The 25,483-nt window shown below is 60.5% G+C and carries 27 protein-coding genes and 1 tRNA gene; 16 read left to right on the top strand and 12 right to left on the bottom strand.

The genetic code is table 11. The features are described 5' to 3' along the window. Window positions 1-3: 3 nt before the first annotated feature. Window positions 4-291 (bottom strand): PA4642 family protein, encoded by a 288-nt coding sequence (locus AC3I65_RS04065; protein WP_047229416.1) that lies wholly within the window; start codon window positions 289-291, stop codon window positions 4-6. A gap of 63 nt (window positions 292-354) precedes the next feature. Continuing rightward, complete coding sequence (locus AC3I65_RS04060; RefSeq protein ID WP_092402479.1) at window positions 355-840, bottom strand: hypothetical protein; 486 nt, start codon at window positions 838-840, stop codon at window positions 355-357. A 197-nt stretch (window positions 841-1,037) separates the two neighbouring features. Between AC3I65_RS04060 and dauA the strand changes: the two genes are divergently transcribed. After that, complete coding sequence (gene dauA, locus AC3I65_RS04055) at window positions 1,038-2,777, top strand: C4-dicarboxylic acid transporter DauA (protein ID WP_047229414.1); 1,740 nt, start codon at window positions 1,038-1,040, stop codon at window positions 2,775-2,777. Window positions 2,778-2,905: 128 nt separating this feature from the next. Here the strand turns inward: dauA and AC3I65_RS04050 are convergent, their stop codons facing one another. Together AC3I65_RS04050 and AC3I65_RS04045 are read right to left on the bottom strand one after the other, a co-directional pair. Continuing rightward, window positions 2,906-3,379 (bottom strand): WbuC family cupin fold metalloprotein, encoded by a 474-nt coding sequence (locus AC3I65_RS04050; protein ID WP_488523469.1) that lies wholly within the window; start codon window positions 3,377-3,379, stop codon window positions 2,906-2,908. 3 nt (window positions 3,380-3,382) lie between these two features. Beyond that, window positions 3,383-3,940, bottom strand: a complete 558-nt coding sequence (locus tag AC3I65_RS04045) for a hypoxanthine-guanine phosphoribosyltransferase (protein ID WP_047229412.1) — start codon at window positions 3,938-3,940, stop codon at window positions 3,383-3,385. A gap of 175 nt (window positions 3,941-4,115) precedes the next feature. Here AC3I65_RS04045 and upp point away from each other — a divergent pair, with 175 nt between their 5' ends. Both upp and AC3I65_RS04035 read left to right on the top strand, forming a co-directional pair. Continuing rightward, complete coding sequence (gene upp, locus AC3I65_RS04040) at window positions 4,116-4,754, top strand: uracil phosphoribosyltransferase (protein WP_030138594.1); 639 nt, start codon at window positions 4,116-4,118, stop codon at window positions 4,752-4,754. A 2-nt stretch (window positions 4,755-4,756) separates the two neighbouring features. Further along, on the top strand, window positions 4,757-6,031 hold the full coding sequence (locus AC3I65_RS04035) for a uracil-xanthine permease family protein (protein ID WP_076386292.1): 1,275 nt from the start codon (window positions 4,757-4,759) through the stop codon (window positions 6,029-6,031). A gap of 129 nt (window positions 6,032-6,160) precedes the next feature. On the opposite strand, the gene hemH is transcribed toward AC3I65_RS04035, so the two are convergent. Next, the gene (hemH, locus tag AC3I65_RS04030; protein WP_107322925.1) at window positions 6,161-7,186 is read right to left on the bottom strand and encodes a ferrochelatase; all 1,026 of its coding nucleotides are present in this window, start codon (window positions 7,184-7,186) and stop codon (window positions 6,161-6,163) included. 13 nt (window positions 7,187-7,199) lie between these two features. After that, window positions 7,200-8,099: a TIGR01777 family oxidoreductase gene (locus AC3I65_RS04025; protein ID WP_047229409.1), complete on the bottom strand. Its 900-nt coding sequence runs from the start codon at window positions 8,097-8,099 to the stop codon at window positions 7,200-7,202. Between the two features lie 196 nt (window positions 8,100-8,295). On the opposite strand from AC3I65_RS04025, the gene AC3I65_RS04020 reads away from it, so the two are divergent. The 6 genes from AC3I65_RS04020 (at window position 8,296) to AC3I65_RS03995 (ending at window position 14,022) form a co-directional block, all read left to right on the top strand. Further along, the gene (locus tag AC3I65_RS04020) at window positions 8,296-9,282 is read left to right on the top strand and encodes an NAD(P)/FAD-dependent oxidoreductase (protein ID WP_047229408.1); all 987 of its coding nucleotides are present in this window, start codon (window positions 8,296-8,298) and stop codon (window positions 9,280-9,282) included. A 171-nt stretch (window positions 9,283-9,453) separates the two neighbouring features. After that, window positions 9,454-10,416 (top strand): YbgA family protein, encoded by a 963-nt coding sequence (locus AC3I65_RS04015; protein WP_047229407.1) that lies wholly within the window; start codon window positions 9,454-9,456, stop codon window positions 10,414-10,416. Then, window positions 10,416-11,354, top strand: coding sequence for a MerR family transcriptional regulator (locus AC3I65_RS04010; RefSeq protein ID WP_047229406.1), 939 nt, complete (start codon window positions 10,416-10,418; stop codon window positions 11,352-11,354). The genes AC3I65_RS04015 and AC3I65_RS04010 overlap by 1 nt, the downstream gene beginning before the upstream one ends. Beyond that, on the top strand, window positions 11,355-12,788 hold the full coding sequence (gene phrB / locus AC3I65_RS04005) for a deoxyribodipyrimidine photo-lyase (protein ID WP_488523468.1): 1,434 nt from the start codon (window positions 11,355-11,357) through the stop codon (window positions 12,786-12,788). Window positions 12,789-12,914: 126 nt separating this feature from the next. Then, complete coding sequence (locus tag AC3I65_RS04000) at window positions 12,915-13,688, top strand: SDR family NAD(P)-dependent oxidoreductase (protein WP_139051143.1); 774 nt, start codon at window positions 12,915-12,917, stop codon at window positions 13,686-13,688. Between the two features lie 28 nt (window positions 13,689-13,716). Then, window positions 13,717-14,022 (top strand): YkgJ family cysteine cluster protein, encoded by a 306-nt coding sequence (locus tag AC3I65_RS03995; protein ID WP_076386300.1) that lies wholly within the window; start codon window positions 13,717-13,719, stop codon window positions 14,020-14,022. Between the two features lie 99 nt (window positions 14,023-14,121). Here AC3I65_RS03995 and AC3I65_RS03990 read toward each other — a convergent pair whose 3' ends face one another. From AC3I65_RS03990 to hemA, 6 genes are all read right to left on the bottom strand, one after another. Further along, a complete protein-coding gene (locus AC3I65_RS03990; protein WP_047229402.1) occupies window positions 14,122-14,640 on the bottom strand; it encodes an acyloxyacyl hydrolase in 519 nt (172 codons plus the stop codon). Between the two features lie 114 nt (window positions 14,641-14,754). After that, window positions 14,755-15,546 carry a glutamate racemase gene (murI, locus tag AC3I65_RS03985; RefSeq protein ID WP_047229401.1) on the bottom strand — a complete coding sequence of 264 codons (792 nt, stop codon included), beginning with the start codon at window positions 15,544-15,546 and terminating at the stop codon, window positions 14,755-14,757. Further along, window positions 15,539-16,297 (bottom strand): molybdopterin-synthase adenylyltransferase MoeB, encoded by a 759-nt coding sequence (locus AC3I65_RS03980; RefSeq protein WP_047229400.1) that lies wholly within the window; start codon window positions 16,295-16,297, stop codon window positions 15,539-15,541. Before AC3I65_RS03980 ends, murI begins: the two co-directional genes overlap by 8 nt. Continuing rightward, on the bottom strand, window positions 16,291-17,121 hold the full coding sequence (prmC, locus tag AC3I65_RS03975; protein WP_488523467.1) for a peptide chain release factor N(5)-glutamine methyltransferase: 831 nt from the start codon (window positions 17,119-17,121) through the stop codon (window positions 16,291-16,293). The genes AC3I65_RS03980 and prmC overlap by 7 nt, the downstream gene beginning before the upstream one ends. Window positions 17,122-17,135: 14 nt before the next feature. Next, a complete protein-coding gene (gene prfA / locus AC3I65_RS03970) occupies window positions 17,136-18,218 on the bottom strand; it encodes a peptide chain release factor 1 (RefSeq protein WP_047229398.1) in 1,083 nt (360 codons plus the stop codon). Continuing rightward, window positions 18,215-19,504, bottom strand: a complete 1,290-nt coding sequence (gene hemA / locus AC3I65_RS03965; RefSeq protein ID WP_047229397.1) for a glutamyl-tRNA reductase — start codon at window positions 19,502-19,504, stop codon at window positions 18,215-18,217. The genes prfA and hemA overlap by 4 nt, the downstream gene beginning before the upstream one ends. A gap of 171 nt (window positions 19,505-19,675) precedes the next feature. Between hemA and AC3I65_RS03960 the strand changes: the two genes are divergently transcribed. The 7 genes from AC3I65_RS03960 to pth all read left to right on the top strand — a co-directional run bounded on the left by AC3I65_RS03960 (window position 19,676) and on the right by pth (window position 25,473). Then, window positions 19,676-21,400: a tetratricopeptide repeat protein gene (locus AC3I65_RS03960; RefSeq protein WP_488523466.1), complete on the top strand. Its 1,725-nt coding sequence runs from the start codon at window positions 19,676-19,678 to the stop codon at window positions 21,398-21,400. 4 nt (window positions 21,401-21,404) lie between these two features. After that, window positions 21,405-22,022: a lipoprotein insertase outer membrane protein LolB gene (lolB, locus tag AC3I65_RS03955; RefSeq protein WP_047229395.1), complete on the top strand. Its 618-nt coding sequence runs from the start codon at window positions 21,405-21,407 to the stop codon at window positions 22,020-22,022. 1 nt (window position 22,023) lies between these two features. After that, on the top strand, window positions 22,024-22,875 hold the full coding sequence (ispE, locus tag AC3I65_RS03950) for a 4-(cytidine 5'-diphospho)-2-C-methyl-D-erythritol kinase (protein WP_047229394.1): 852 nt from the start codon (window positions 22,024-22,026) through the stop codon (window positions 22,873-22,875). A 36-nt stretch (window positions 22,876-22,911) separates the two neighbouring features. Beyond that, a tRNA-Gln gene (locus tag AC3I65_RS03945) sits at window positions 22,912-22,986 on the top strand. Between the two features lie 47 nt (window positions 22,987-23,033). Next, entirely contained in the window at window positions 23,034-23,975 is a 942-nt protein-coding gene (locus tag AC3I65_RS03940; protein WP_003171603.1) for a ribose-phosphate pyrophosphokinase, read from the top strand. A gap of 143 nt (window positions 23,976-24,118) precedes the next feature. Further along, on the top strand, window positions 24,119-24,721 hold the full coding sequence (locus AC3I65_RS03935) for a 50S ribosomal protein L25/general stress protein Ctc (RefSeq protein WP_076386312.1): 603 nt from the start codon (window positions 24,119-24,121) through the stop codon (window positions 24,719-24,721). Window positions 24,722-24,888: 167 nt separating this feature from the next. Continuing rightward, complete coding sequence (gene pth, locus AC3I65_RS03930) at window positions 24,889-25,473, top strand: aminoacyl-tRNA hydrolase (RefSeq protein ID WP_003185374.1); 585 nt, start codon at window positions 24,889-24,891, stop codon at window positions 25,471-25,473. Window positions 25,474-25,483 lie beyond the last annotated feature (10 nt).

Here is a 25,483-nt window from a genome sequence, read left to right as displayed (position 1 = left end):
TAATCAGCCACGAGCCTTGTTGATCAACTCGATGTATTCCTCGGCATTGCGCTGGTCCTGGATCAGCGCCACGAAATCGTTGCCATGCTCATCCTTGCCATTGAGGTCGTAGCCGGCCTCGACGAAAAACGTCAGAAAGCGCTCGAAGTCGTCGACCCGCAGGCCACGGTAGGCCTTGATCAGTTTGTGCAGCGACGGCGAAGTGGCATCGACCGGATCGAAATTGAGGAACAGCTTGATCTGCTCATCGCCAATCTCGTCACCAATCACTTGTTTCTTGTCTTTACGCATTGCCGGGCTCCAGCTCGCACAGTTCACGGGGGCGGGCAGTTTACCCCCGGCAGGCCTCGGGGCTCAACGCGGGCGTACAGCGCCGGTGTGCAGGTCGGCCCAGATATGGCCGTTGGCGTAGCTGAGGAACTGCACGTACACCGTGTCGTTGCGCAGCAGATCGATCACCACTTGATACTGGGCCTGTGGATAAGACAGGGTCAGGGTCTTGCTCGCCTCGTCGAAGGCAGGCTTTTTCAGGCTTTTGCTTTCGCCATCGAAGTTCAGGATCACCTGGTTGAGGGTGGCGCCTTTGTTCAGGGGTTTACCTTTGAGGCGCACCAGCAACGGCGATGTAACCGGTATCGGTTGCTGGTTGGACTGACGCTGATTGCCCAGCACCACCGAATACTCGGTGACCTGAAGCAATTGCTGGTGTTCGGGTTGTTCCTGACGTACCGCCAGATCGTCGGGGGGCAGAAATTGACTGTGCATCGGCGCGCCAACGGCCGCCCACGACAGGCTGGACATCAGCAGCAGAGCGGCGCAGCGACGGGTCAGTACACTCATGACAGGCTCCAGGATCTTGGCCCGGCACTCTAGCATGAGCCCAGGCGGTAAAAATAACGATCCAGGTCAATACATCCGCGCCACGAGCACGGCATACTCAAGGAGCCATCAGCCCTCGCATCACATGATGCCCCTCGCCACTGGTTAGGTGTTTGCCGGGTATTTGGTATTTGCCCCGCTCATTTCGTGGAGTGCCCATGTCCTTCTCCGCCCCACCGATATTCGCCGCTTGGCGCCAAACCTGGCGCGCCGGTTACACCCTTGAACGCCTGCGCGGCGATCTGGTGGCCGGGCTGACCGTCGGCATCATTGCCATCCCCTTGGCCATGGCCCTGGCAATCGCCGTGGGCGTGCCGCCGCAGCATGGCTTGTACACGGTGCTGGTAGCCGCCCCCCTGATCGCCCTCACCGGCGGCTCGCGCTTCAACGTGAGCGGGCCGACAGCGGCGTTCGTGGTGATCCTGCTGCCCATTACCCAGCAATACGGCCTGGGCGGCCTGCTGCTGTGCACGATGCTGGCGGGCATGATCTTGATAGCGCTGGGCCTGATGCGGGCCGGGCGGCTGATCCAGTACATTCCTTATCCGGTCGTTCTCGGTTTTACCGCTGGGATCGGCGTGGTCATTGCCACCCTGCAACTCAAAGACCTGTTGGGCCTGACCACTGTCGGCAACGCCGAGCATTACATCGAGCAATTGGGCGCCTTGATCACGGCGCTGCCCAGCGCCCGGCTCGGCGACGGCCTTATCGGCCTCATCTGCCTGGCGGTATTGATTGTCTGGCCGCGCTGGGTGCCGCGTGTTCCGGGACATCTGGTCGCCCTGTTGGTGGGTGCGCTGTTGGGGCTGGCGCTGGAAAGCGGCGGCTGGCAAATCGCGACATTGGGCGAACGTTTCAGCTACGTGGTCGACGGCATCAGTTACCCCGGCATCCCGCCATTTTTGCCGAGTTTCGACTGGCCTTGGAATCTCCCGGACAATCAGGGCCGCTCCTTGGAACTGTCCTACGATCTGATCCGCCAATTGCTCGGGCCTGCCTTTGCCATCGCCATGCTCGGTGCCATTGAGTCGCTGTTGTGCGCGGTGGTGGCCGACGGCATGACCGGCAGTAAACACGACCCCAACGCCGAACTGATCGGCCAGGGCCTGGGCAATCTGGTGGCGCCACTGTTCGGCGGCATCACTGCCACGGCGGCGATTGCCCGCAGCGCCACCAATGTGCGCAGCGGCGCGTTTTCGCCATTGGCCGCGATCATTCACAGCCTAGTGGTGCTGGGGGCGATTGTGCTGCTGGCGCCGTTGTTCAGCTATCTGCCCATGGCAGCGCTGGCGGCATTGCTGGTGATGGTGGCCTGGAACATGAGCGAAGCCGGACACGTGCTGCACACCTTGCGTATCGCCCCACGCAGTGATGTGCTGGTGCTACTGACCTGCCTGAGCCTGACCGTACTGTTCGACATGGTCCTGGCCGTCGCCGTCGGCCTGCTGCTGGCCGCCGGGCTGTTCATCAAACGCATGAGCGAGCTGACGGACACCGCCGAACTGCCGCGCCATTTTCATCAGGCCCTGCTGGAGATGCCCGAGCACGTCCGCTGCTACGCCATTCGCGGACCGCTGTTTTTCGGCGCGGCAGAAAAGGCCCTGGATGTGCTGCGCAAATTCGATCCGGGGATTCGGGTGATGGTGGTGGAAATGAGCGCCGTGCCGATGCTGGACATGACTGCGCTGGCGGCTTTTGAAAGTATCCTCAAGGACTACCGCAAGCAGGGCATCGGCCTGATTCTGGTGGCAACCGCGCCACGGGTACGCCTGAAGTTGCGCCGCGCCGGCATCCATCGCGAGCAGCGCCAACTGGCGTATGTGCAGACCCTGGAGCAGGCACGGGCCAAAAGCGAAAAATGGCTCGCCGGTAGCGCTGCACACTCGAGCCCGGCCTGATTGATCTGTTGCCACACAGCTTTTTGTGGCGAGGGAGCTTGCTCCCGCTTGGGTGCGTAGCATCCACCTGCAATTGGGGCTGCTGCGCAGCCCAGCGGGAGCAAGCTCCCTCGCCACAGAAGCACCGCTCAGTCGAACTGAGCGCGCATCCAGGCCTGGTACTGCGCCACCCCCGCCTCGCCTTCGCGGGGCGCCCAGGGGGCCAGTTCGCCATCGCCCACCGGGCGGTAGGGCCCGGCCTTGCACTCGAACATCAGGCTGTCGGCTTCCAGCACCACTAAACCGTGGTACACGCCCGCCGGCAGGTCGACACCGAGGCAATCGCCACCGGCCTGCAGGATACGCTTGTCCACCACCATCCCGGTTTCATCAAAGATCAACACACCGAGCCGGCCCTTGAGCACCAGCAGGGTTTCAGCCTTGTCGGCGCTCAGGTGGCGATGCGGCGGGACGTAAGTGGACGGCTGCAAGCCAACCGCCATGCGATGGCAAGGCTCGTCCATCTGATGAAAATTGTGGTGTTGGCGCCCGCGAGGACTGGCCGTGGCTTTCTCGGCCAGTTCGTTGAACAGCGCTTGATCCAGAAAGCCCGGCCGGTTCATCGATTACATTCCTTTGACGGCGAAAATACCGTTGGCATTGCGCCAGTAACCTTTGTAGTCCATGCCGTAGCCGAAGATGTAGCGGTCAATGCACGGCAGGCCGACGAAATCGGCTTTCAGGTCCGGACGGGCCTTGCGGTCATGGTCCTTGTCGATCAGCACGGCGGTGTGCACGGCGCGGGCACCGGCGTGTTTGCAGAAGTCGATGATGGCGCCCAGGGTGTGACCTTCGTCGAGGATGTCGTCGATGATCAGCACGTCACGGTCGATGAACGACACTTCCGGCTTGGCTTTCCAGAACAGGTCGCCACCGCTGGTTTCGTTGCGGTAACGGGTGGCGTGCAGATAGGACGCTTCCAGCGGGAAGTTCAGGTAGGTCAGCAGTTTGCCGGAGAAAATCAGCCCACCGTTCATGACGCAGAACACCACCGGGTTGGAATCGGCCAACTGGTCGTTGATTTGCGCGCCGACACGGGCGATGGCCGCTTCGACTTCGGCTTCGGTGTACAGGCAGTCAGCCTCTCGCATGATTTGACGGATATGCTCGAGATCAGCGGACATGGCGCTCTCCAGGGGAGGTTGGGGGAGGGACGGGTTCGGAAAAGCGGGCAAAGGTACGCATCCCGCCCGGCCAGATCAAGCGTTTGTGGACTAACGTTCTGTATTGTCTATAGGACAACACCCTCGGATAGATTAATCTAGGCCGGTTTTTTTGCCCGCCGCCGGAGCTTTCCCCATGCCCATCCTCGAGATCCGCCACCCGCTGATCAGACATAAACTCGGCCTGATGCGCCGCGCCGACATTAGCACGAAGAACTTCCGCGAACTTGCCCAGGAAGTCGGTGCACTGCTCACCTATGAAGCCACCAAGGACCTGCCGCTGGAGTCCTATGAAATCGACGGTTGGGCCGGTACGGTCCAGGTGGAAAAAATCGCCGGCAAGAAAATCACCGTGGTGCCGATCCTGCGTGCCGGCATCGGCATGCTCGAAGGCGTGCTGAGCCTGATCCCGGGCGCCAAAGTCAGCGCCGTGGGTGTGGCCCGCAACGAGCAGACCCTGCAGGCGCACACCTACCTGGAAAAACTGGTGCCGGAAATCGACGAGCGCCTGGCAATGATCATCGATCCGATGCTCGCCACCGGCAGCTCCATGGTCGCCACCATCGACCTGCTGAAAAAAGCCGGTTGCCGTGACATCCGCGCCATGGTGCTGGTGGCGGCCCCCGAAGGCATCAAGGCCGTGGAAGACGCTCACCCCGACGTCACCATCTACACCGCTTCCATCGACCAGAAACTCAACGAACATGGCTACATCATCCCGGGCCTGGGCGATGCCGGCGACAAGATCTTCGGCACCAAGCAGAAGGACGCTTGAGCATGCAGGATGAGTTCAACGATCCGCTCTGGCGCCAGGTATTGTCTGGCGCGCAGATGCTGTTCGTCGCCTTCGGCGCGCTGGTACTGATGCCGCTGATCACCGGGCTGGACCCGAACGTAGCGCTGTTCACCGCAGGCCTGGGAACAATCCTGTTCCAGATCGTCACCGGGCGTCAGGTGCCGGTGTTCCTGGCATCGAGCTTTGCCTTCATCACCCCGATCATTCTCGCCAAGGGCCAGTTCGGCCTGGCCGCGACCATGGGCGGGGTGATGGCGGCCGGTTTCGTCTACACCTTCCTGGGCCTGGCGGTGAAGGTCAAGGGCACCGGATTTATCGACCGCTTGCTGCCGCCGGTGGTGATTGGGCCGGTGATCATTTCCATCGGCCTGGCCATGGCACCGATTGCCGCCAACATGGCCATGGGCAAGGCCGGCGACGGTACCGAGCTGATTGCCTACCAGACGGCGATGCTGATCTCGATGCCGGCGCTGCTCACCACCCTGATCGTCGCGGTGTTCGGTAAAGGCATTTTCCGCCTGGTGCCGATCATTTCCGGCGTGCTGGTGGGCTTTGCCATGGCGTTTTATTTTGGGGTGGTGGACACCGCCAAAATCGCCGCCGCGCCGTGGTTCGCCCTGCCGAACTTCACCGCGCCGGAGTTCAACTGGCAAGCGATCCTGTTCATCGTGCCGGTGGCTTTGGCGCCAGCCATCGAGCACATCGGTGGGGTCATCGCCGTGGGCAGCGTGACCGGTCGCGACTACCTGAAAAAACCCGGCCTGCACCGCACCCTGCTCGGCGATGGCATCGCCACCACGGCAGCCGGCCTGTTCGGCGGCCCGCCCAACACCACCTACGCCGAAGTCACTGGCGCGGTGATGCTGACCAAAAACTACAATCCGAAAATCATGACCTGGGCGGCGATCTTCGCCATCAGCCTGGCGTTCATCGGCAAGTTCGGCGCGCTGCTGCAAAGCATCCCAGTGCCGGTAATGGGCGGAATCCTGTGCCTGTTGTTCGGCTCGATCGCGGCGGTGGGCATGAACACGCTGATCCGCCACAAGATCGACCTGAGCGAAGCGCGCAACCTGGTGATCGTTTCGGTGACGCTGGTGTTTGGTATCGGCGGTGTGCTGGTAGGCACCGGCACCGGCCCGGACGACTTCGGCCTCAAAGGCATCGCGCTGTGCGCGGTGGTGGCGATCGCCCTGAACCTGATCCTGCCGGGCAATGACGGCTGGAAGCAGAAGAAGGCGGATGAGCCGCTGATCTGACTCAAGCTTGAAGTTTTGCGCTGCCAGTCAGATAGCTATCGCGAGCAGGCTCGCTCCCACATCAGCGGATCTTTGAACACTCGAGATCCATTGTGGGAGCGAGCCTGCTCACGATTGGGCCCTTGAATTTTACAAAGCGATCGGTGCCCGCTCGCACAGGGTGCTCAACGCCTGCGCCCATTGCACATCATCATTGAGACACGGCACCAGCACCAACTCCTCCCCGCCCGCCTCACGAAATTGCTCGCGCCCGCGATCACCGATTTCTTCCAGGGTTTCGATGCAGTCGGCCACGAACGCCGGGCACATCACCAGCACCTTCTTCACGCCACTTTTAGCCAGTTCATCCAGGCGCGCCTCGGTGTAGGGTTCGATCCACTTGGCGCGCCCCAGCCGCGACTGGAACGACACCGACCATTGGCCATCCTTGAGCCCCATGCGCTGGGCGAACAGGTCGGCGGTGCGAATGCATTGCGCGCGGTAACACGTAGCCATGACCTCAGGCGGCGCATTTTTGCAGCAGTCGGCGTCCTTGAAGCAATGGAAACCCGTGGGGTCGAGCTTGGTCAGGTGCCGCTCGGGCAAACCATGGAAGCTCAACAGCAGGTGGTCGTAATCCTGCATCAGATACGGCTTGGCGCTGGCAACCAGGGCGTCGAGGTATTCCGGCTGATCGTAGAACGGCTGGAGAATCGAGAACTGCACATCGAGCTTCTTCTCGCGCACCACCCGCTTGGCTTCTTCGATCACCGTGGTGACTGTGCTGTCGGCAAATTGCGGATACAACGGCGCCAGCGTGATCTTCTTGTGGCCCTGGCTTGTCAGGCGCACCAGGGTCGACTCAATGGACGGCTCGCCATAACGCATCGCCAACTCAACCGGCCCCTGGGTCCATTGCGCAGTCATGGCTTGTTGCAAGCGACGGCTGAGCACCACCAGCGGCGAGCCCTCGTCCCACCAGATCGACGCATAGGCATGGGCCGATTGCTCGGGGCGCTTGATCAGGATCAGCGACACCAGCAAGCGCCGCACCGGCCACGGCAGGTCGATGACGTAGGGATCCATCAAAAACTGATTGAGGTAGCGGCGCACATCGGCCACCGAAGTAGAAGCAGGCGAACCCAGATTCACCAGAAGCAACGCGTGATCGGTCATGCAACGTCCTATTTCAAAGGCGGTCCGACAAATCGTCGAGAGCCGCATGCAAATCAGTGAACCGGAAAGTGAAACCCGCAGCCTGCAATCGGGCCGGCGTTGCGCGCTGGCCGCCCAGCAACAGCAATGACAATTCTCCCAATGCGACCTTCAGCGCCAGTTCCGGCATCGGCACCACGGCCGGCCGATGCAGCACGTGCCCCAGGGCCTTGGCAAAATCGCGGTTGCGCACCGGGTTCGGCGCGCAGGCATTATAAGGACCGCTGGCCTCATCGCGGTGCAGAAGAAAATCAATCAGAGCGATTTGATCGGCAATGTGAATCCACGGCATCCACTGCCGGCCATTGCCAATACGCCCGCCCAACCCCAGTTTGAACGGCAGCAGCAGCCGCGACAAAAAGCCGCCCTCGGCCGACAGGACCAGACCGGTGCGAACCAGTACCACCCGTATGCCCATGGCCTCGGCGCGCTGCGCGGTTTCCTCCCAGGCGATGCACAACTGGCTGGCGAAGTCCTCGCTCACCGGTCCCGAGTCCTCGGTCAGCTCACGCTCGCCGCCGTCGCCGTACCACCCCACCGCGGAACCGGAAATCAATACCCCGGGTTTGTGTTCGCTACGCTCCAGCCAAGCCAACAACGCTTCTGTCAGGGTGATGCGACTGCTCCACAACAACTTCTTGCGTTTATGGCTCCAGGGTCGATCCGCAATCGGTGCCCCCGCGAGGTTGACCACCGCATCCACGGGCTCGGCAATCTCCTCGAGCCGGGCGACACCCCGCACTTGCGCGCCGCAGATCTTCGCCACGTCTTCGGGGCGACGACTCCACACCGTCAAGCGATGGCCCTGCGCCAACCAGTGGCGGCAGAGCTGACGTCCGATCAAACCAGTACCGCCGGTCAGCAATATGTGCATGAAGTGTTCCTCGCATCGCGTTTTACCCAGCCCATTAGTCTATTTTTATAAGCAGGGATTTTTCGTATCAGGCAGGGTCTGTGTTTAACAATAGGTCACCCTGTCAAAACGCGAACGGTAAAACTTATACCAAAAACCCTAATTGTACAGGTTTAAACGACGGCGTAGTCTGTACAGAAAGGTAAACGAGGCCCTCATGACTGTACCTATCGCAATCATCGGCACCGGCATCGCCGGACTTTCAGCCGCCCAGGCCCTGACGGAGGCCGGGCATGTCGTTCAACTCTTCGATAAAAGCCATGGCAGTGGCGGACGCATGTCCAGCAAGCGCAGTGATGCCGGCGCACTGGACATGGGCGCGCAGTATTTCACTGCCCGCGATCGCCGCTTCGTGATGGAAGTCCAGCGTTGGCAAGCCCAGGGCTGGGCGGCGGAATGGACACCTCAGCTTTATCATTTCAAGGATGGGCAACTGAGCCCGTCGCCGGATGAGCAGACCCGCTGGGTCGGCACCCCGCGCATGAGCGCCATCACCCGTGCCCTGCTTGGCGAGTTGCAGGTGCAGTTCTCCTGCCGCATCACCGAGGTGTACCGCGGTCAGGAGCATTGGCACTTGCAGGACGCGGAAGGCTTCACCCACGGCCCCTTCGGCCAGGTGGTGATTGCTACGCCCGCGCCCCAGGCCACGGCATTGCTGGCGGCCGTGCCAAAGCTGGCCGCAGTGGCGGCGGGCGTGAAGATGGACCCCACCTGGGCCGTGGCCCTGGCCTTCGAAACACCGCTGGATACCTCCATGGAAGGCTGCTTCGTCCAGGACAGCCCCCTCGACTGGCTGGCTCGCAACCGCAGCAAACCGGGGCGCGACAGCACGCTCGACACCTGGGTGCTGCACGCCACCAGCGACTGGAGTCGCCAACATATCGACATGGCCAAGGAAGCGGTGATCGAACACCTGCACGGCGCGTTCGCCGAGCTGCTGCACAGTGCCATGCCTGCGCCCAGCTTCAGCGTGGCCCATCGCTGGCTTTACGCGCGCCCCGCCGGCAACCATGAATGGGGCGCCTTGGCCGATGCCGACCTGGGTATGTATGTCTGTGGCGACTGGTGCCTGTCCGGTCGTGTCGAAGGTGCTTGGCTAAGCGGTCAGGAAGCCGCACGCCGTCTGCACGCCAGCCTGCAATAGAACGCGCCAGCCTACGTCACCCGCTGCTGTCGAAACAGGCAGCAGCCTGTCTGCGCAAAAACCACATCGCCCCCACATGCAAAAGCGGTTGACTTGTGCGCATTCGGATCTATGATGAAAATATTGTACACAAATGTTATTTTGTACAAGATTTGAAATCAGAGGTCGCCCATGCCCCATGATGCCGTCGTCAAACCGAAAATCGCTATCAGCGCCTGCCTGATGGGCGCTGAAGTTCGCTTCAATGGCGGACACAAGCAATCGCAGCTATGCAGCCGCACCTTGGTTGATTACTTCGACTTCGTGCCGGTCTGCCCTGAAGTCGCCATTGGCCTGGGCATCCCCCGCGAGCCGATCCGGCTGGTGGGTAATCCCGAACGGCCTGACGCGGTTGGTACGGTCAGGCACGACCTCAATGTAACCCGGCCATTGGCCGCTTACGGAGAGCAGATGGCCGAGGAACTGGATGACATCTGCGGCTACATCTTCATGCAGAAGTCGCCGTCCTGCGGACTGGAGCGGGTCAAGGTCTACGATCACAACAGCGTGCCACAGGACGGCGGCGGACGCGGCATCTATGCCCAGGCGTTTTGCGAGCGCCACCCCGACTTGCCGGTGGAGGAAGACGGTCGCCTGAACGACCCGGTGCTGCGGGAAAATTTCCTGACCCGGGTATTTGCCTACGCGGCCTGGCAACCGCTGCGCCGCAAAGGCCTGACACGCCGCGACCTGATCCACTTTCACTCGCGCTACAAATATCTGTTGATGGCCCATAACCCTGTGCAATACAAGGCCTTGGGCAATCTGTTGGGCAACATGGGCAAGGCCGATCCTGACGAGCTGGGCGCACGCTACTTCAGCGCCTTGATGGCTGCTTTGAAGAAATGCGCCACCCGCCGCACTCACACCAATGTGCTGCAACACCTGAGCGGTTACCTCAAACGCGCCATCAACGCCGAAGACAAGCAGGAAGTACAACACCTCATCGGGCAATACCGCCTCGGCATCGTACCCCTGGTAGTTCCGCTGACCTTGCTCAAGCATCACTTGCGCCTGCATCCCGATCCCTATCTGGCGCAGCAGGTCTACCTGCAACCACACCCGGAAAACCTCAGTCTGCGAAATGCCATTTGATGAAAAGCGAACCTGATTCCAGCGCCAGCGAAGACCTGGGGGCCGACTTCGCCAAAGCCCTGGCGCAGGGCTGGCTGCCCATACGCGAAGTCGCCCGCCAAACCGGGGTCAATGCCGTCACCCTGAGAGCCTGGGAGCGCCGTTATGGCCTGATCGTGCCGCACCGCACCCCCAAGGGTCACCGACTGTTCAATGCCGATCATGTGCAACGTATCTTGAGCATCCTCACCTGGATCGATCGGGGGGTGGCGGTGAGCAAGATAAAACCGCTGCTCGACACACCGCAGCCGCCCAGTGAACCGTTGGAAAACGACTGGCAGCGTCAGCGCCACGCCCTGATGCTGGCGGTCACGCAACTGGCCGAGCGTCAGGTCGATGATCTGGTCAACCAGGCTATGGCGCTTTATCCGCCCTGGACGGTGTGCGAGCAGTTGTTGCTGCCTTTGCTGGCCGAACTGCAATTGCGCTGGCAAGGCCAGTTCGGTGCGCAGTTGGAGCGGGTGTTTCTGTACTCCTGGCTGCGCAGCAAATTCGGCAGTCGGATCTACCACAACAATCGTCAGTTGCGCGGTGCGCCATTGCTGCTGGTCAACCATTCGGACCTGCCCCTGGAACCCCAATTGTGGCTTAGCGCCTGGCTGGCCAGCAGCGCCGATTGCCCCGTGGAAGTGTTCGATGGGCCGATACCCGCAGGCGAACTGGCCTTGGCCGTCGAACGCCTCAAAGCCCGTGGAGTGCTGCTGTACTCCAGCAACGCGCTGAACCTGTCCCAACTGCCCAAGCTGATCAGTGGAGTGGATTGCCCGATCATCATCGCCGGCCCGGCCGCATCGATCCATCACGCCCGGTTATCCACAGGCATTTCGACCGACAACCTTACGTGGGCCGAAGATCCGTTATCGGCTTACCGCGAACTGAGTCGCAGAGCACTTATTTGAATGAAAAAACCCACGCAACTGATCTGGCTGCGCAGCGACCTGCGCCTGCACGACAACACCGCCCTCGCCACCGCAGCAGCCCGGGGACCTTGTGTGGCGGTGTACCTGCCGAGCCCGGAACAATGGCGCGCGCATGACGATGCACCGTGCAAGATCGACTTTTGGCTGCGTAACCTCGCCTCGTTGAGCACTGCCCTGGAGGCGTTGAACATCCCGCTGCTGATCCGCCACGCTGCACGCTGGGATCAGGCACCGCAGATTCTGCTCTCGCTGTGCCACGAACTGGCAATCGACGCCGTCCATGTCAATGAAGAATACGGCTTGAACGAAACCCACCGAGATGCCGAAGTTGCCCGAACGTTGCAGGTCCAGGGCATCGAATTTCACAGCCACCTCGACCAGTTGCTGTTCAAGCCCGGCAGTGTGCTGACCAAAACCGGCACCTATTTCCAGGTGTTCAGCCAGTTCCGCAAGGTCTGTTACAGCCGCCTGCACTTTTCGCTGCCGAGCCTGATCGCCAAACCGGCCCGGCAGGCACCCACCGGCATTGTCAGCGACCCGGTGCCCACGCAAGTCGAAGGCTTCTCGCCTGCGAGTGAAACGCTGCGCGCCCTCTGGCCAGCCGGTGAAAACGAAGCCCAGCGGCGTCTGGACACCTTCGCTGAGCAACACCTCGATTATTACCAGAGCGAACGGGACTTCCCCGCCAGGCCAGGCACCAGCCAGCTCTCGGCGTACCTGGTGGCGGGTGTGATCTCGCCGCGCCAATGCCTGCATGCGGCGCTGCAGGCCAACCAGGGTGAATTCGAAAGCGGAAATGTCGGTGTTGTGACATGGATCAATGAATTGCTCTGGCGTGAGTTCTATAAACACATTCTAGTGGGCTATCCACGTGTGTCTCGCCATCGCGCGTTCCGTCCGGAAACCGAAGCGCTGGCCTGGCGCAACGCCCCCGAAGAGCTGGAGGCTTGGAAACAGGCACGCACTGGCTTGCCGATCATCGACGCGGCCATGCGCCAGTTGCTGGAAACCGGGTGGATGCACAACCGTTTGCGGATGGTGGTGGCGATGTTTCTGACCAAGAACCTGCTGATCGACTGGCGTGAGGGTGAGCGCTTTTTCATGCAACACCTGATCGACGGCGACCTGGCCGCCAACAACGGCGGCTGGCAGTGGAGCGCCTCGACCGGGACGGATGCGGCGCCCTGGTTCCGGATCTTCAACCCCTTGAGTCAATCGGAGAAATTCGACCGTGAAGGATTGTTCATCAAACGCTGGTTACCTGAACTGAACGATCTCGATAAGCAACAGGTCCATAATCCAAACATGCAGGGCCGATTGTTTGGCGTGACGGATTATCCTCCGGCGATTGTCGACCTGAGTCAGTCCCGGGCTCGTGCATTGCAGGCGTTCAGAAACCTGCCAACTCGATAAGTGTAAAACCAAGAAATCGGGCGATCAGCGAACAGAAAAACACGGACCGTAAGATGCAATTTCAACCCTGCGGCCATACAGTCTTATACCAAACTCGTGCACTCTGCTCGGCGAAGGAAGTATGGAATGGGTCTAGAAACTCGTAAGCGATATTGGCTGACCGGCGCGGGCAACGGAATCGGCGTTTCGTTGGCCGAAGCGATACTCAAAACCGGCGCACACCTGGCCGTTAGCTCGCGCTCGTCGCGCTCGAGTGAAGACCTTTCGGCACGTTATCCGGGACAAGTACTGGCGGTGCCCGGCAACTTGACCGACAGCCAGACCGTACGCGAGATCGGCGAACAGATTGCCCGGCAGTGGGGCTCGCTGGACACCGTGATTCTCAATGCAGGAACCGCCGAATACATCGACGGCCAACCCGCCGACCCTTTGATCATCGAACACATTGTGCGCAGCAATCTGATAGCGGCCAGCTTCTGCATTCACACTGCCCTGCCATTGCTGCGTGCAGGCAACCGGTCCCATCTGGTGGGCATCGCCAGCCCGGCGACTTACCTGCCACCGTCATATAGCGAGGCCGACGGCAAAGGCATGCGTTTTCTGTTTGAGTCGGCTCGCGTCGAACTGGTGGCCGAGGGCATCGACGTGACGCTGGTTCATCCGGGCTTCGACAGCCCTTCGCTCAGCCTCGACGACTGTTTTCCGGCCCCAGTCCAGTGGACGGCCGAAACGGCGGCACATCACGTGCTGACACAACTGGCCGAGCGCCCCCATGAAGTGGCGCTCCCCGTTTCGTCCATGACCGTACTCTGGCCGCTACCTTCATCGACCGAATCGATGCTCACTGACGTCAACTCAGATAAAGCGGGGAATGGGTGCCCGATCAAGGGCCAACCCTGAGGGGCGCGGTTGCCTTACACTGCGCGCCATGAAAACCATCCCTGTCCATCAGATCCCCCAGCCTGCCGTCACTTGTTCGACGTGCGCGGCGTGCTGTTGCCAACTGGAAGTGATGCTGATCACTGACACTGGCGTGCCCGAACGCTTTATCGACACGGACGAATGGGGTGGAGAAGTGATGTTGCGGCTCGACGATGGTTGGTGCGCGGCGCTGGATCGCGACAGCATGAGGTGCACGATCTACGAAAAACGCCCGCTGATCTGCCGCGAGTTCGAGATGGGCGCGCCGGAATGTATTGAAGAACGCAAAGGGATTGCGACTGCGTATCGGTAGCCCGTGGGAGCGAGCCTGCTCGCGATAGCGGTAGACCAGTCAATATGAGGTTGTCTGATACTTCGCTATCGCGAGCAGGCTCGCTCCCACGGGTTTGGGTTACAGCGGCATCGTGTAGTGCAGCGCGTAACTTTCGACACCGTCGTTGGTCGACTTGATGCCGGCGTTGGAGTAATGAGTGGCGCGAATACCCACTTCATGTCCACCGTTGAAGCGCAGGCCGAAACCAATGCGGTCCTCGAACTGAAAAGCCGTACCGAGCTGGTTGTTTTCCACTTGGGTATTTTCAAACAACGCAACACCGATACCCGCCTCGATGTAGGGTTTTACGTTTTGACCGGCAAACTCATACACAAAGACAGGCGAGAACGACAGGCTGTGATTGCTGGAGGCCTCATCCCCTTCCCAATACGTGTAAGCGCCGCTCCAATAGCCGGTCAGGCGACCTACATCACTCTGCAACCAGCTCTTGTCCCAATCGAACTGCATACCCAAGCGGTAAGTCATGGTCGACTCGCCGGTCTGGCCCACCCCAAACTCCACACCTGCCGCTTGTGCGGAGTAAGTGTGCCCCAACAATGCAGCCGCAAGTGCGGCCAAGCAGAATAAACGCTTCATTAGAAACATCCTTTTCCGAACAGACTTAGTTAGTTTTGTTACAAACAGACAAAGCTATAGAAATCCGCGTTAAAACAGAAGTTCAGCCTGATTTAGGTATTTTTCAGGTTTTTTTTACAGACTGAAGCTTCGCACAACGCCGGACGAATTCCATAGCGTTGGTAGGATTTTTCTTAAATGTATCGGATCTGCGCTACTCCAGAATCGCGTTTCGCTGGCGGGACCGGCGGCCAGGAGGCCGCGTTCAGCGAGCAGGCGTTGAAGTTGCCGGGCAACGGCGGCCCCCGTGTCGATCAGGCTGATGTGCGCGGGGACCATGTGCTTGAGCAATGGCTTGAGGAAGGGATAGTGCGTGCAACCCAGGATCAGCGTGTCGCAGCCGGCGGCCAGCAACGGTTCGACATAGCCCTGCAGCAATTGACGCAAAGCCGGGCTCTGGAGATCGCCTGCTTCGATCAGCTCTACCAGCCCGGGGCATGGCTGGGTGATCACCTGCACATCGGTGGCGAACCGATCAAGTAACGCGGCGAATTTGGCGCTTTGTAATGTGCCAGTGGTTGCCAGCACACCGACAATGCCACTTCGAGTGGCAGCCGCCGCCGGTTTGACCGCCGGCTCCATGCCGACAATGGGCCAGTGGGGATAATCACGACGCAAATCGGCGACCCCGGCAACCGTCGCGGTATTGCAAGCCACCACCAGCGCCTTGGCGCCCTGGTGATGGAGAAAGTTGGCGATGATTGCACAGCGCTGCCGGATGAATTCCGGGGTTTTCTCGCCGTAGGGAATATGCCCGCAGTCTGCAACGTAGAGCAGTGACTCATTGGGCAACAGCCGACGGATCTCCCCCAGCACCGACAGCCCGCCGACACCCGAGTCGAACACACCGACCGGCGCTTCACTCATGCTGGCTGCCACCGCAGACGCTGCACCCCGGATCACGCTTGACCCTCAGCTCACGAAAACGACTGCCCAAGGCATCGATCAACAGCAGGCGTCCCACCAGTGGCTCGCCGAAGCCGGCCAACAGTTTCAAGGCTTCAAGGGCTTGCAGACTGCCTACCAACCCCACCAGCGGCCCGAGCACACCGGCTTCGCTGCAGGTCAACTCGGCTTCACTGCCGTGGCCGTAGAGGCAGTGATAGCAGGGGCTTTCCGGGCGGCGTGGATCAAACACCGACAACTGCCCTTCCAGACGAATCGCCGCACCGCTGACCAGCGGTTTGCCTGCTGCGACACACGCCGCATTCACCGCTTCGCGGGTGGAGAAATTGTCGGAACAGTCCAGCACCACATCCACCGCCGCGACGGCAGCAGACAGGCTGTCTTCGTCCATGGCCTGTGGGTGAGGCACCAGGCTGATTTCAGGGTTGAGCGCCGTCAGGCGACGCATCGCCGAATCGACCTTGCTCAGGCCCACACTGTCGGTGTCGTGGATGATCTGGCGTTGCAGGTTGGTCAGGTCGACCGTGTCAAAATCCGCCAGGTGCAACTCACCGACGCCAGCAGCGGCCAGGTACAACGCCACCGGAGCGCCGAGTCCGCCGAGGCCGACGATCAATACGCGGCTGTGCTTGAGTCGCAGTTGCCCGTCGATGTCGACGTGCTGCAACAGAATCTGCCGGCTATAGCGCAACAGCTCCTGATCGTTCAGCACGGCAGGCGCCCCAGGCTGATGCGCTCATGCCCGCCCAGGTCCTTGCGACTGTGGACTTCAGTAAACCCTTGGGTTTGCAGAAGATCACGCACCGCGTCAGCCTGATCGTAACCGTGCTCGAGCATCAACCAGCCACCCGCTCCAAGATGATCGGGGGCCTGGGCGATGATTGTGCGCAAATCATCAAGTCCGTCGTGCCCTGCCACCAGGGCACTGGCCGGCTCGAACCGCACGTCGCCCTCCGCCAAGTGAGGATCGGTGGCAGCTATATAAGGTGGGTTGCTGATGATCAGCTCAAAACGCTCACCGTCCAAAGCGCTGAACCAGTGGCTGCTCAGCACCGTGACGTTGCGCAGGTCCAGGCGCTGGCGATTGCGTTCGGCCAGGGCCACCGCCTCCAGCACACGGTCGACCGCGGTGACTGTCCAGGCCGGGCGCTCGCTGGCCAATGCCAGGGCAATCGCGCCGCTGCCGGTGCCCAGATCCAGAACCCTCGCCGGTGCGGCCGGCAGCAAGGCCAGCGCGGTTTCCACCAGCAGTTCGGTGTCGGGACGCGGAATCAAGGTGTGGGGCGCCACTTCCAGGTCCAGGTTCCAGAAGCCTTGCTGCCCGAGGATATAAGCCACTGGCTCGCCAGAACGACGGCGGCGCAGGTATTCAGAGAACAACAACGCCGCTTCGCTTGGCACGATTCGCTCGGGCCAGGTGTGCAGGAAGCTGCGGGGCTTGCCCAGTGCCGCGGCCAGCAGCAATTCGGCATCCAGTCGGGACGTGGGCGAATCCGGCAGCTCGGCGGCGCGTAACAAACTGGCGATGATGGTCATATGTTCACCTGTGCTTACTCGCCAATCGCGGCCAACTGGTCGGCCTGGTATTCGGCCAGCAACGGTTCGATTACTGCGTCGACGCCGCCGGCGAGAATTTCGTCGAGCGAATACAACGTCAGGTTGACTCGATGGTCGGTGACCCGCCCCTGGGCAAAGTTGTAGGTACGAATCCGCTCCGAGCGATCTCCAGAGCCCACCAACAGCTTGCGTTCGCTGGCGATGGCGTTGGCCGCAGCACTGGTCTGTTGATCGTTGAGCTTGGCCGACAACCACGACATGGCACGCGCACGGTTCTTGTGCTGGGAACGCTCCTCCTGGCACTCGACCACAATGCCCGAAGGCAGGTGAGTGATACGGATCGCCGAATCGGTCTTGTTGACGTGCTGACCGCCCGCCCCCGAGGAGCGGTAGGTGTCGACCCGCAGGTCCGCCGGGTTGATCTCGATGGCTTCCTGCTCGTCCGGCTCGGGCAAAACCGCCACGGTACAGGCCGAAGTGTGGATACGCCCCTGGGATTCGGTGGCCGGGACACGCTGCACGCGGTGGGCGCCGGATTCGAATTTCAGCTTGCCGTAGACGTTGTCACCTTCGACCCGGGCGATGACCTCTTTATAGCCACCGTGTTCGCCTTCGTTCTCCGAGAGGATCTCCACCCGCCAGCCGCGACGCTCGGCGTAACGCGAATACATGCGGAACAGGTCCCCGGAGAATATCGCCGCTTCGTCGCCGCCGGTGCCGGCACGGATCTCGAGAAACACATTGCGACCGTCATTCGGATCCTTGGGCAACAACATGCGTTGCAGGTTGCTTTCAAGCTCGAGCAACTGCTCCTTGGCTTCACGGACTTCCTCGACCGCCATTTCGCGCATGTCCGGATCGCTGTCCTTGAGCAACGCCTGGGCGCCTTCAAGGTCGCCCTGCACTTTGAGCAACTGTTTATAGGTGGCGACGATCGGCTCGACTTCGGCGTATTCCTTGGAATACGTGCGAAACTTGTTCTGGTCGGAAATGACTTCACCATCGCCCAGCAGGGCGGTCAGTTCCTCGAAACGGTCCTGGAGAATGTCCAGCTTATTGAGCAGTGACGCTTTCATTGCGATTTTTTATCCGAAAAACTATCCGGTGAACCCTCACCGAGGGCAAAGAGTTCCTGGGCCATGGCCAACGCATCGAGGCGGCCTTCGGCGGTCAGCTTCTTGAGCTGGACACTGGGCGCGTGAAGCAATTTATTGGTCAGGCCGCGAGCCAGTTGCACCAGCACCTCTTCGGCGCTGCCACCGTTGGCCAGCAGGCGCTGGGCCTTTTGCAGCTCTTCGTCGCGCAGGCGTTCGCTCTGCTGACGATAAGCCTTGAGCACATCCACCGCCGCCAGCTCGCGCAGGCGGACCATGAAGTCCTCGGCGCCAATGGTGATCATTTCTTCGGCCGCCTGGGCCGCCCCTTGCCGGCTCTTGAGGTTCTCGGCGACCACTTCGTGCAGGTCGTCGACGCTGTACAGATAAACGTCGTCGAGCTCGCCCACTTCCGGCTCGATGTCCCGGGGAACGGCAATATCCACCATGAAAATCGGCTTGTGCTTGCGCAGTTTCAGGGCGCTTTCCACCGCGCCTTTGCCCAGGATCGGCAACTGGCTGGCGGTGGAGCTGATGACGATGTCACTGTGCACCAGCTCGGCCGGGATGTCCGACAGCAGCACAGCATGGGCGCCGAACTGCTCGGCCAGGGTACTGGCGCGCTCCAGGGTACGGTTGGCAACCACGATACGCTTGACCCCCAGGTCGTGCAGATGGCGCGCGACCAGGGTGATGGTCTCCCCCGCGCCGATCAGCAGCGCCTGGCTGCGTTGCAGATCGCTGAAAATCTGTTTCGCCAGGCTGACCGCGGCAAATGCCACGGACACCGGGTTTTCGCCGATGGCCGTGTCGGTGCGCACCTGTTTGGCGGCATTGAACGTGGCCTGGAACAAGCGCCCCAGCAGAGGCCCGACCGTGCCGGCCTCACGGGCCACGGCATAGGCCGACTTCATCTGGCCGAGAATCTGCGGTTCGCCCAGCACCAGCGAATCGAGCCCGGAGGCAACTCGCATCATGTGACGAACGGCCGCATCGTCTTCATGCACATAGGCACTGGCGCGCAGCTCTTCAAGACTCAGATCGTGATATTCGGCCAGCCAGCGCAGCACGGTATCGGCCGAAATGTGATCCTGCTCTATATAAAGCTCGCTGCGATTGCAGGTGGAGAGGATGGCAGCCTCGCGGCTCTCGGTGAGTCGGCAAAGCTGCTGCAGGGCCTCAACCAGTTGCTCAGGCGTAAAGGCCACGCGCTCGCGGACGTCTACGGAAGCAGTCTTGTGGTTAATACCAAGTGCAAGGAAGGCCATTCAAGGTCGCTGATAGTGACGTGAAGCCGGCAATTGTCCTACTTCGCCAGATTCAGAACAACCACTCGATATCTATCGCCCTGCCCCGTGCCGTAAATCGACGGGCCGGTTATGTTTGACCGAAGGCTGTGTCATGATGATCCGACCGCAGGTTAGTCGTCCTTTTCCTATATGAATAGATCTTCCGCGTTGCTCCTCGCTTTTGCCTTGCTCGGCGGCTGTCAGTCCATGGCTCCCGTGTCGACAGACGGTACGCCGCCGGTCGAAGACAGCACCCAGGCCCCTGAAAAGCCCAAGGTCTATAGCTCATTCAGCGAAGAAACCATTTTCAGCCTGTTGAGCGCCGAACTGGCAGGCCAGCGCAATCGCTTCGACATTGCGCTGGACAACTACGTCACCCAGGCCATCAACACACAGGACCCGGGCATCTCCGAGCGGGCGTTTCGCATTGCCGAATACCTGGGTGCCGACCAGCCCGCCCTGGATACCGCACTGATCTGGGCCAAAAACGCCCCGCAAGACCTCGAAGCGCAACGCGCCGCCGCCGTGCAACTGGCCCGGGCCGGACGCTACGACGACTCCATGGTGTATATGGAGAAAGTCCTGCTGGGCAAGGGCGACACCCATTTCGACTTCCTTGCGCTATCAGCAGCCGATACCGACCAGGAAACCCGCGACGGCCTGACTAAAAGCTTCGACCGACTGCTGCAGCGCCATCCCGATAACGGTCAGCTGATTTTCGGCAAGGCCCTGCTGCTGCAACAGGATGGTGACATCCAGGGCGCCCTTTCCCTGCTGGAAGACAACCCGCCGCAAGCGGGCGAAGTGGCGCCGATTCTGCTGCGCGCTCGCTTGCTGCAAGGCGCGAACCGCGGCGACGAAGCCCTGCCGTTGCTGGAAAAAGGCATCAGGCAATACCCGGACGACAAGCGCCTGCGTCTCACCTACGCGCGCATGCTGGTGGAAAACGACCGCATGGACGACGCCAAGGTGGAGTTTTCCAGCCTGGTCCAGCAGTACCCTGAAGACGATGAATTGCGCTATTCCCTGGCGTTGGTCTGCCTGGAAGCCAAAGCGTGGGAAGAAGCCAAGGGTCACCTGGAAGACCTGATTGCGCGGGGAACGCATGTCGACTCCGCCCACTTGAACCTGGGCCGCATCGCGGAAGAGCGCAACGATCCCGAGAGTGCACTGCTCGAGTACGCCCAGGTCGGCCCAGGCAACGATTATCTGCCGGCCCAGTTGCGCCAGGCCGATATCCTGATGAGCAACGGCAAAACGGCCGAGGCCCAGAGTCGCCTCGCCGTGCAGCGGGACACCCAGCCGGACTACGGCATCCAGTTGTATCTGATCGAGGCTGAAACCCTGTCGGCCAATAATCAGGGCGAGAAAGCCTGGACTGTGCTCGATCGGGCGTTGAAGCAGTACCCGGACGACCTGAACCTGTTGTATACCCGCGCCATGCTGGCGGAGAAACGCAATGACCTGGCGCAGATGGAGAAAGACCTGCGCCTGATCATCCAGCGCGACCCCGACAATGCAATGGCCCTCAATGCCCTGGGCTACACCTTGTCCGATCGCACCACCCGATACGCCGAAGCCAAGGTGCTGATCGAACAGGCCCACCAGCTCAACCCGGAAGACCCGGCGGTGCTCGACAGTCTTGGCTGGGTGCATTTCCGCCTGGGCAACCTCGACGAGGCCGAACGCCTGCTGCGCCAGGCCCTGGAGCGCTTTCCCGACCAAGAAGTCGCCGCGCACCTGGGCGAAGTCCTGTGGGCCAACGGCAAACAGCGCGAAGCCCGGCAGATCTGGAGCAAGTTCCTCAAGGAACAGCCCGACAGCCCCATCCTGCGCAGCACCATCAAACGCCTGACCGGATCAGAGACCCTTTAAAATTATGCTTTTGCGCCACTTCATCGTTTTCAGCTTTATCGCCCTGCTCGCCGGTTGCGCCGGCTTCGGCGCCCGAGAATCCGTCCAGGGCCACGGCAACACGGCCCAATGGCGAGAGCACAAGGAACAACTGAGCGGTCTCGACGGCTGGCAGATCGATGGCAAGATCGGCATACGCGCACCGAAAGACTCGGGCAGCGGCACACTGTTCTGGCTGCAACGCCAGGACTACTACGACATTCGCCTGTCCGGTCCGCTGGGTCGTGGCGCGGCGCGCCTGACCGGCCGACCAGGCCAGGTTTCGCTGGAAGTGGCCAATCAGGGTCGCTACGAATCACCCTCGCCGGAAGCCTTGCTGGAAGAACAACTGGGCTGGAAGCTGCCCGTATCCCACCTGACCTGGTGGGTTCGCGGCCTGCCGGCACCGGACAGCAAAAGCCGCCTGACCCTCGATGCCGACAGTCGCCTGTCCAACCTGGAGCAGGACGACTGGCAGATCGAATACTTGAGCTACGCCGAGCAAAACGGTTACTGGTTGCCCGAGCGCATCAAACTGCACGGCAGCAACCTGGACGTCACGCTGGTGATCAAGCAATGGCAGCCGCGCAAGCTGGGGCAATGACATGACCGCTGCGCGCCTGACCCTGCCCTCCCCGGCCAAGCTCAACCTGATGTTGCACATCCTGGGCCGTCGCCCGGACGGCTATCACGAGTTGCAGACGATTTTTCAGTTTCTCGACTACGGCGATGAAATCACCTTTGCCGTGCGTGACGACGGCGTGATTCACCTGCACACCGAATTCGAAGGCGTTCCTCACGACAGCAACCTGATCGTCAAAGCCGCGAAAAAACTTCAGGAGCAATCCGGGTGTTCGCTGGGCATTGATATCTGGATCGAAAAAATCCTGCCCATGGGCGGCGGCATCGGCGGCGGCAGCTCAAACGCGGCAACGACTTTGCTGGGGCTCAACCACCTGTGGCAGCTGGGTTGGGACGCTGATCGCCTGGCCGCATTGGGCCTGACGCTGGGCGCCGACGTGCCGGTTTTCGTACGGGGCCACGCGGCTTTTGCCGAGGGCGTCGGGGAAAAACTCACACCGGTAGAGCCCGAGGAACCTTGGTACTTGGTACTGGTGCCGCAAGTATCTGTAAGTACAGCAGAAATTTTTTCAGATCCACTGTTGACACGTAACTCTCCTCCCATTAAAGTGCGCCCCGTTCCCAAGGGAAACAGTCGAAATGACTGCTTACCGGTGGTAGCAAGGCGTTATCCAGATGTTCGTAACGCTTTGAATTTGTTAGGTAAATTTACCGAAGCAAAACTCACCGGAACTGGAAGTTGTGTGTTTGGGGGCTTCCCAAGCAAAGCTGAAGCTGATAAAGTCTCGGCCCTTCTGACAGAGACCCTTACAGGGTTTGTAGCAAAAGGAAGCAACGTTTCGATGTTGCATCGCAAGCTGCAAAGTCTGCTCTAACGGAATCGAGTGCTGGGCACTCGAAGCAACAGATACAGGGGCGTCGCCAAGCGGTAAGGCAGCAGGTTTTGATCCTGCCATGCGTTGGTTCGAATCCAGCCGCCCCTGCCATTTTCCTATACTCATCCAGGTATACCCTCAGCCTTCAGGTACTGCGCGTGTCCAAGATGATGGTCTTTACGGGGAACGCTAACCCCGATCTGGCTCGGCGTGTTGTACGTCAGCTGCATATCCCTCTCGGTGACATTTCTGTCGGTAAGTTCTCCGACGGCGAAATCACTGCCGAGATCAATGAAAACGTTCGCGGTAAAGACGTCTTCATTATTCAGCCGACTTGCGCTCCGACCAACGATAACCTGATGGAACTCGTCGTGATGGCTGATGCCTTCCGCCGCTCCTCGGCTACTCGTATTACTGCTGTTATTCCTTACTTTGGTTATGCCCGTCAGGATCGCCGTCCGCGTTCCGCACGTGTGGCAATCAGCGCGAAAGTCGTGGCTGACATGCTTACCGTAGTCGGCATCGATCGTGTGCTCACGGTCGATCTGCATGCTGACCAGATTCAAGGCTTCTTCGATATTCCCGTGGATAACATCTACGGCTCCCCGGTTCTGGTGGATGACATTGAAGATCAGCGCTTCGAAAACCTGATGATCGTGTCCCCGGACATTGGCGGCGTCGTGCGTGCACGGGCCGTTGCCAAATCCCTGGGCGTTGATCTGGGTATCATCGACAAACGCCGTGAGAAAGCCAATCACTCCGAAGTGATGCATATCATCGGCGACGTCGAAGGGCGTACCTGTATTCTGGTCGACGACATGGTCGATACCGCCGGCACCCTGTGCCACGCGGCCAAGGCCCTGAAAGAGCATGGCGCTGCCAAGGTCTTTGCCTACTGCACACACCCTGTGCTGTCGGGTCGAGCGATCGAAAACATTGAAAATTCCGTGCTGGACGAGCTGGTGGTCACTAACACCATCCCGCTGTCCGCTGCAGCACAAGCCTGTGCGCGTATCCGCCAACTGGATATCGCACCGGTTGTTGCCGAGGCGGTTCGCCGCATCAGCAATGAAGAATCGATCAGTGCGATGTTCCGTTAAGGGCCCTGCCCTTTCCCTTACATCTCGTTGACGAAAAGCGCCCCGCCCCGACATTACCTGCCGGGGCGGGGCTTTTTTGCCCATATCGCCTTTAGCGCTGGTCGCAAGCGCTGGGGTGAATGTGGTTACTTTGGAGATACAACATGAACGAATTTACCCTGAATGCTGAAGTGCGTTCCGACCTGGGGAAAGGTGCGAGCCGCCGCCTGCGTCGTCTCGCAAGCCTGGTTCCAGCTGTAGTCTACGGTGGCGACAAAGCCCCTGAGTCCATCAGCATGCTGGCCAAAGAAGTTGCCAAACTGCTCGAAAACGAAGCGGCCTACAGCCACATCATCGAGCTGAACGTTGGCGGCACCAAGCAAAACGTCGTGATCAAAGCCCTGCAGCGTCACCCGGCCAAAGGCCACGTGATGCACGCTGACTTCGTACGCGTTGTTGCCGGTCAGAAGCTGACTGCTGTTGTTCCAGTGCACTTCATCAACGAAGCTGCTCCGGTCAAGAAAGGCGGCGAAATCTCGCACGTAACTTCCGAGCTGGAAGTTTCCTGCCTGCCGAAAGACCTGCCTGAATTCATCGAAGTCGACCTGGCTGACGCCGAAATCGGCACGATCATTCACCTGTCCGACCTCAAGGCCCCTAAAGGCGTTGAGTTTGTTGCCCTGGCGCACGGCGATGACAAGGCTGTTGCCAACGTCCACGCTCCACGTGTTGCTCCAGAAGCGACTGAAGAAGAAGCTGCAGAGTAATTTCACTCTGTCGCCGGAGTGACCGGAAACATCGCGGACTGGAACGTAGCGAGACAGCGGGCGAGAACGCGAAGTTTACTTAACGGTAGATCCGCCATTTTCGTCCCACTGTCGCAACACCGTTTGAGCGCGACGTTGTTATCCACACTCCAGGAAGGGCCCCTATCGTGACTGCCATTAAACTGATCGTTGGCCTGGGAAATCCAGGCGCTGAATACGAACAGACCCGGCATAACGCAGGGGCCCTTTTTGTTGAGCGCATCGCGCACGCACAAGGCGTCAGCCTGGCGGCCGATCGCAAATATTTCGGCCTGACCGGGCGTTTCTCACACCAGGGTCAGGATGTTCGTCTGTTGATTCCCACCACCTACATGAACCGCAGCGGCCAGGCCGTGGCGGCATTGGCCGGTTTCTTTCGCATCAAACCTGAAGAAATCCTGGTGGCCCACGACGAACTCGACCTGCCTCCGGGCGTCGCCAAGCTCAAGCAGGGCGGCGGCCATGGCGGTCACAACGGGTTGCGCGACATCATCGCGCAACTGGGTAATCAGAATACCTTTCACCGCCTGCGGCTCGGCATCGGCCACCCGGGCGTTGCCAGCATGGTTTCAAATTTTGTCCTGGGTCGTGCGCCTCGCGCCGAACAGGAAAAACTCGATGCCAGCATCGACTTTGCCCTCGGCGTGCTGCCGGATATCCTCGCCGGTGAATGGAACCGCGCGATGAAAAACCTGCACAGCCAGAAGGCCTGACTCTACTCCG

The sequence above is a fragment of the Pseudomonas sp. N-1-13 genome, assembly GCF_057787095.1.
Note: the sequence above shows the minus strand (reverse complement) of the source record. Positions and strands in the feature narration are given on the sequence as shown.

Bases quoted from the DNA above. Each gene is read 5' to 3' on its own strand.
- hemH (WP_107322925.1), bottom strand. From the start codon at position 7,186: ATGACCGATCACGCGTTGCTTCTGGTGAATCTGGGTTCGCCTGCTTCT.
- AC3I65_RS04035 (WP_076386292.1), top strand. From the start codon at position 4,757: ATGCAGGATGAGTTCAACGATCCGCTCTGGCGCCAGGTATTGTCTGGC.
- murI (WP_047229401.1), bottom strand. From the start codon at position 15,546: ATGAGTGAAGCGCCGGTCGGTGTGTTCGACTCGGGTGTCGGCGGGCTG.
- AC3I65_RS04000 (WP_139051143.1), top strand. From the start codon at position 12,915: ATGGGTCTAGAAACTCGTAAGCGATATTGGCTGACCGGCGCGGGCAAC.
- AC3I65_RS04020 (WP_047229408.1), top strand. From the start codon at position 8,296: ATGACTGTACCTATCGCAATCATCGGCACCGGCATCGCCGGACTTTCA.
- ispE (WP_047229394.1), top strand. From the start codon at position 22,024: ATGACCGCTGCGCGCCTGACCCTGCCCTCCCCGGCCAAGCTCAACCTG.
- prfA (WP_047229398.1), bottom strand. From the start codon at position 18,218: ATGAAAGCGTCACTGCTCAATAAGCTGGACATTCTCCAGGACCGTTTC.
- AC3I65_RS04015 (WP_047229407.1), top strand. From the start codon at position 9,454: ATGCCCCATGATGCCGTCGTCAAACCGAAAATCGCTATCAGCGCCTGC.
- AC3I65_RS04045 (WP_047229412.1), bottom strand. From the start codon at position 3,940: ATGTCCGCTGATCTCGAGCATATCCGTCAAATCATGCGAGAGGCTGAC.
- AC3I65_RS04010 (WP_047229406.1), top strand. From the start codon at position 10,416: ATGAAAAGCGAACCTGATTCCAGCGCCAGCGAAGACCTGGGGGCCGAC.
- AC3I65_RS04025 (WP_047229409.1), bottom strand. From the start codon at position 8,099: ATGCACATATTGCTGACCGGCGGTACTGGTTTGATCGGACGTCAGCTC.
- dauA (WP_047229414.1), top strand. From the start codon at position 1,038: ATGTCCTTCTCCGCCCCACCGATATTCGCCGCTTGGCGCCAAACCTGG.
- AC3I65_RS03995 (WP_076386300.1), top strand. From the start codon at position 13,717: ATGAAAACCATCCCTGTCCATCAGATCCCCCAGCCTGCCGTCACTTGT.
- AC3I65_RS03935 (WP_076386312.1), top strand. From the start codon at position 24,119: ATGAACGAATTTACCCTGAATGCTGAAGTGCGTTCCGACCTGGGGAAA.
- prmC (WP_488523467.1), bottom strand. From the start codon at position 17,121: ATGACCATCATCGCCAGTTTGTTACGCGCCGCCGAGCTGCCGGATTCG.
- AC3I65_RS03960 (WP_488523466.1), top strand. From the start codon at position 19,676: ATGAATAGATCTTCCGCGTTGCTCCTCGCTTTTGCCTTGCTCGGCGGC.
- AC3I65_RS04065 (WP_047229416.1), bottom strand. From the start codon at position 291: ATGCGTAAAGACAAGAAACAAGTGATTGGTGACGAGATTGGCGATGAG.
- upp (WP_030138594.1), top strand. From the start codon at position 4,116: ATGCCCATCCTCGAGATCCGCCACCCGCTGATCAGACATAAACTCGGC.
- AC3I65_RS04060 (WP_092402479.1), bottom strand. From the start codon at position 840: ATGAGTGTACTGACCCGTCGCTGCGCCGCTCTGCTGCTGATGTCCAGC.
- lolB (WP_047229395.1), top strand. From the start codon at position 21,405: ATGCTTTTGCGCCACTTCATCGTTTTCAGCTTTATCGCCCTGCTCGCC.
- AC3I65_RS04050 (WP_488523469.1), bottom strand. From the start codon at position 3,379: ATGAACCGGCCGGGCTTTCTGGATCAAGCGCTGTTCAACGAACTGGCC.
- AC3I65_RS03990 (WP_047229402.1), bottom strand. From the start codon at position 14,640: ATGAAGCGTTTATTCTGCTTGGCCGCACTTGCGGCTGCATTGTTGGGG.
- hemA (WP_047229397.1), bottom strand. From the start codon at position 19,504: ATGGCCTTCCTTGCACTTGGTATTAACCACAAGACTGCTTCCGTAGAC.
- phrB (WP_488523468.1), top strand. From the start codon at position 11,355: ATGAAAAAACCCACGCAACTGATCTGGCTGCGCAGCGACCTGCGCCTG.